This window comes from Curtobacterium sp. B18, from assembly GCF_000333375.1.
Classification (GTDB): Bacteria; Actinomycetota; Actinomycetes; order Actinomycetales; family Microbacteriaceae; genus Curtobacterium.
The window spans coordinates 1-4,156 of sequence record NZ_BACZ01000387.1; the positions used below are offsets into that span (position 1 = coordinate 1).

At 72.5% G+C, this 4,156-nt stretch carries 5 protein-coding genes; 1 reads left to right on the forward strand and 4 read right to left on the reverse strand.

Features of this window, described 5'->3' with window-relative positions:
- Positions 1–221 precede the first annotated feature (221 nt).
- Both rarD and groES read right to left on the reverse strand, forming a co-directional pair.
- A complete protein-coding gene (rarD, locus tag I5E_RS10775; RefSeq protein ID WP_022906995.1) occupies positions 222–1,184 on the reverse strand; it encodes an EamA family transporter RarD in 963 nt (320 codons plus the stop codon).
- Between the two features lie 163 nt (positions 1,185–1,347).
- Complete coding sequence (gene groES / locus I5E_RS10780; RefSeq protein WP_022906996.1) at positions 1,348–1,644, reverse strand: co-chaperone GroES; 297 nt, start codon at positions 1,642–1,644, stop codon at positions 1,348–1,350.
- Between the two features lie 162 nt (positions 1,645–1,806).
- Here groES and I5E_RS10785 point away from each other — a divergent pair, with 162 nt between their 5' ends.
- Positions 1,807–3,012 (forward strand): class I SAM-dependent methyltransferase, encoded by a 1,206-nt coding sequence (locus I5E_RS10785; RefSeq protein ID WP_022906997.1) that lies wholly within the window; start codon positions 1,807–1,809, stop codon positions 3,010–3,012.
- A gap of 168 nt (positions 3,013–3,180) precedes the next feature.
- Here I5E_RS10785 and I5E_RS21620 read toward each other — a convergent pair whose 3' ends face one another.
- Both I5E_RS21620 and I5E_RS26425 read right to left on the reverse strand, forming a co-directional pair.
- Positions 3,181–3,474 (reverse strand): DUF4190 domain-containing protein, encoded by a 294-nt coding sequence (locus I5E_RS21620; RefSeq protein WP_022906998.1) that lies wholly within the window; start codon positions 3,472–3,474, stop codon positions 3,181–3,183.
- Positions 3,471–4,139, reverse strand: coding sequence for an amino acid permease (locus tag I5E_RS26425; protein ID WP_307158908.1), 669 nt, complete (start codon positions 4,137–4,139; stop codon positions 3,471–3,473). The genes I5E_RS21620 and I5E_RS26425 overlap by 4 nt, the downstream gene beginning before the upstream one ends.
- Between the last annotated feature and the right edge of the window lie 17 nt (positions 4,140–4,156).

Here is a 4,156-nt window from a genome sequence, read left to right on the forward strand (position 1 = left end):
GCCGGGCAGACTCGGCGCACGGCGGGCGGGCGGGCGGGACGGCAGGCGAGGCGGTCGCCGGGCCTCGTGGCTCGGCGTGGGGCGGTGCGGAGCGGGCCGGATCGGCGTACCTGACGGAATCGGGCGTACCTGGTCGGAACTTTCGGGGCAGTACGCCCGAATCGACCAGGTACCTCGGGCTCGCCCGGTCGCGGGTTGCCGGGAGGCGCGGCGCGCCTCCGTCAGACCGGCTCGGCCGCCGTGGGTGCCTGCGCCCGGCGCCGCGATGCCCGACCGGCCGCGAACGAGTCGACCGTGAGCAGGACCAGGGCCAGCCACACGATCCCGAAGCCGAACCACCGCGCACCCGACATCGGCTCGTGCTGCACGACCACGCCGACGAGCAGCTGCATGACCGGCGCGAGGTACTGCGTCAACCCGAGCGTGGACAGGCTCACCCGCCGCGCCGAGGACGCGAACAGCAGGAGCGGCACCGCCGTCGCAGGCCCGGTCAGCACCGTCACCAGGACGTGGAGCCCACCGGCACTCGCGAACGTCACGCCGCCGCCGAGCCCCGTCACGCCGAGCACCACGAGGGCGACCACCGCGATCGGGAGCAACCACACGGTCTCGATCGTCAGACCGCTCAGCGCGTCCACCGTGCCGCCGACGCGCTTCTTCACGAGGCCGTACAGGCCGAACGAGAACGCGAGCACCAGGGAGATCCACGGCATCTGGCCGTAGCCCACCGCGATGACGACGACGGCCACGATGCTGATGCCGACGGCGGTCCACTGCAGCGGACGCAGGCGTTCGCGGAGCACCACGACCCCGAGGGCGATCGTGACGAGCGGGTTGATGAAGTACCCGAGGGCCGCCTCGACGGTGTGTCCCGTGGTGGTGGCCGCGACGTACACGGTCCAGTTCACCAGGATGAGGACGGCCGCGAGGCCCATCACGAGCATCACCCGACGCTGGGCCATCAGCGTGCGGGTCCGGAGCCACGAGCGGGTGACGGCGATCGCGATCGCGCAGAACACCAGCCCGAAGACGATCCGCCAGGCGACGATCTCGAACGCGCCGGCGGGGGCCATCGCCGCGAAGAGCAGCGGCATGAGTCCCCACAGCCCGTACGCGACGATCGCCTGCACGACGCCGACGGATGCCTCGCTGCGGGCCGGGCGTGCCGGGGACGGTTCACTCACGGAACCATCCTAGGAACCAGCACCGACGGTGCGGGGCCGAGCCGCGCCTCCCGGACCGGTCTGCCCGGCCACCCGACGGACCGCACCCGGGACGCCCACGCCCGGAACGCGAGAACGCCCCGCCGGCCGGAGCCGAACAGGGCGTTCTCGATGCGTGCTGGACTCAGCGCACGATGACCGCGAGGACGTCGCGGGCAGAGAGGACGAGGAGGTCCTCGCCCGAGTACTTGACCTCGGTGCCGCCGTACTTCGAGTAGATGACCTTGTCACCCACGGCGACGTCGAGCGGGACGCGGTTGCCGTTGTCGTCGATACGACCCGGGCCCACGGCGACGACCTCGCCCTCCTGGGGCTTCTCCTTCGCGGTGTCCGGGATGACCAGACCGGAAGCGGTGGTCTGCTCCGCCTCGACCTGGCGGATGACGATGCGATCCTCGAGCGGCTTGATGCTGACGGCCACGGTGACCTCTTCTTTCTCGGTACTGACTCGGTACAGATGGGAACCGTGCTGGCACTACGCGCAGGAGAGTGCCAACGGCCCAACTCTAGGGCGTCGTTGGCACTCGGTCAATCCGAGTGCCAACGTCCTGCCGGGCTCTCGGCGACCTGGGAGGATCGTCGGGTGGAAGCCGCCGATCTCGCCCAGTTGCTGACCCCCGAGGGGATGGCCCTGCTCGACCGTACCCCGGCCGTGTCCGACGGTGGTGAGATCGTCCGTGTCGTCTCCCGACTGCGGTCCGAGGGACACGACCCGGGCCTCGTCGCGGCGGTCCTCACGCAGGCGAGGCTCCGGCATAAGGCCCGCGGGAAGTTCGGCGACTTCGCCTCCCGGATGCTCTTCACCGAGGCCGGGCTCGAGCAGGCGACCCGGCTGCAGGTCGCCGCCCAGCACGCCGGACGCTTCGCCGCCGCCGGACTGCGGCGCGTCGCGGACCTCGGCTGCGGCATCGGCGGCGACGCGATGGCGATGGCGGCGCTCGACCTCGAGGTCACCGCGGTCGACCGCGACGAGGTCACCGCAGCCGTCGCCACCCACAACCTCTCGCTCTGGGACTCCGCCCGGGTGGAGCTCGGCGACGCCGCCGGGTTCGACCTCACCCGCGTGGACGGCGTCTGGATGGACCCGGCCAGGCGGACCTCCGGCCACACGAACACGAAGCGGCTCGCGGACCCGGACGACTGGTCCCCGTCGCTCGACACCGTGTTCGCCGCCGCGACGACCACCCCGACGGGCGTGAAGCTCGGGCCCGGCGTCGACCGCGACCTCATCCCGGACACCGCCGAGGCGCAGTGGACCTCGGTGGACCGCGAGGTCGTCGAACTCGCCCTCTGGTTCGGCCCCCTCGCCCGCCCGGGGATCCGCCGCGCCGCGACCGTCATCGGTCCGCACGGGATCGCGGAGCTGACCGGCGAGGCGGACGCTCCGGACGCGTCGGTCGGACCGCTCGGCGCGTACCTCTACGAACCCGACGGTGCGGTCATCCGCGCACGGCTGATCGGGGACCTCGCCCGGTCGATCGACGGTCGCATGCTCTCCGAGGGCATCGCGTACGTCAGCTCCGACCAGGCCGTCTCGACCCCGTTCGCCCAGGGGTTCCGGGTGCGGGGCGTCCTTCCGCTCGACGTGAAGCAGCTCGCCGCACGGCTCGCCGCGGACGGCGTCGGCACGGTCGAGATCAAGAAGCGCGGCGTCGACGTCGACCCGGCGCAGTTCCGGAAGCGGCTGCGGCTGCGGGGCGGCAGCGGTCGCGTGACCCTGGTGCTCACCCGCCTGGAGGGGCGGCACACCGCGATCCTGTGCGAGCGGCTCGGCGAGACGGCCGGGTAGGCCGCGGGGCGGGGCGGGGCCGGCCCCGCGTGCGGGCTTGGGCCGGCGTACGGGCCCGGCCCGGCGTGCGGCACTCGCCGTGCCGCGCGGGCCGCACAACGAAAGTCACCCCGAACCACGGATCGCCGTGGTTCGGGGTGACTTCGGTTGTGCGAGCTGCGGCCCGCGTCAGCCGATGAAGGCGCCGGAGTCGTAGCCGGAGTAGTCCGAGTACCGCGAGGACCCGAAGCCCGTCGCGACGAGGATGATCACCACGAGGATCCAGATCCCGGTGACGACCCAGCCCGCGATGACACCGGTCAACGCCAGCCCGCGGCCGCGTTCACCGCTCGTCTTGAGCTTGCCGAGGGCGATGTGGCCGAGGATCGCACCGGTCGGGCCCAGCAGGATGCCGATGAACCAGAAGAACGGCAGCGCACCGGCGAGGCCGAAGACGATCGCGAGCACGGACAGGGTGTTCACCTTCGGCCGCTGCGCGTAGGGCTGGTAGCCCGTCGAGGCGTAGGCGTACGGGTTCTGCTGCCCCGTGGAGGCGTAGGGGTTCTGCTGACCGGGGGCCGCGTACGGGTTGTGCTGGCCGGGTGCCGCGTACGGGTTGTGCTGGCCGGGGGCCGCGTACGGGTTCTGCTGCCCAGGCGCCGCGTACGGGTTCTGCTGCCCAGGCGCCGCGTACGGGTTCTGCTGGCTCGGCGCCGCGTAGGGGTTTTGGTGGCCCGGCGCCGCGTACGGGTTCTGGTGGCCCGGCGCCGCGTACGGGTTCTGCTGACCGGGGGCCGCGTACGGGTTCTGCGGGGCACCCGACCCGGGCTGCCCCTGTGGCTGTGCCGGCGCGCCGTACGGGTTCTGCGGTGCCGCCGTCCCCTCGGACGCACCCTGGCCCGACGTGCCCGGCCCGGACTCCGGGTGGGCCGCACTCGACGGGGACGAGGACGCACCGCCGTCCGGCGTCTCGCCCTCGTGTCGATCTGGCCGACGAAGAACAGCACGAGGATCGCGGAGAGCACCGACACGACGATGATCGCAGCGGACGGGACCTGTCGGCGGTTCAGCCGGTGCAGGAACGCCGGCAGCTGCCGATCGCGGCTCATCGAGAACAACAGTCGGCTCGTCGCCGCCTGCGCGGCCATCGCGTTGGCGATCCCGA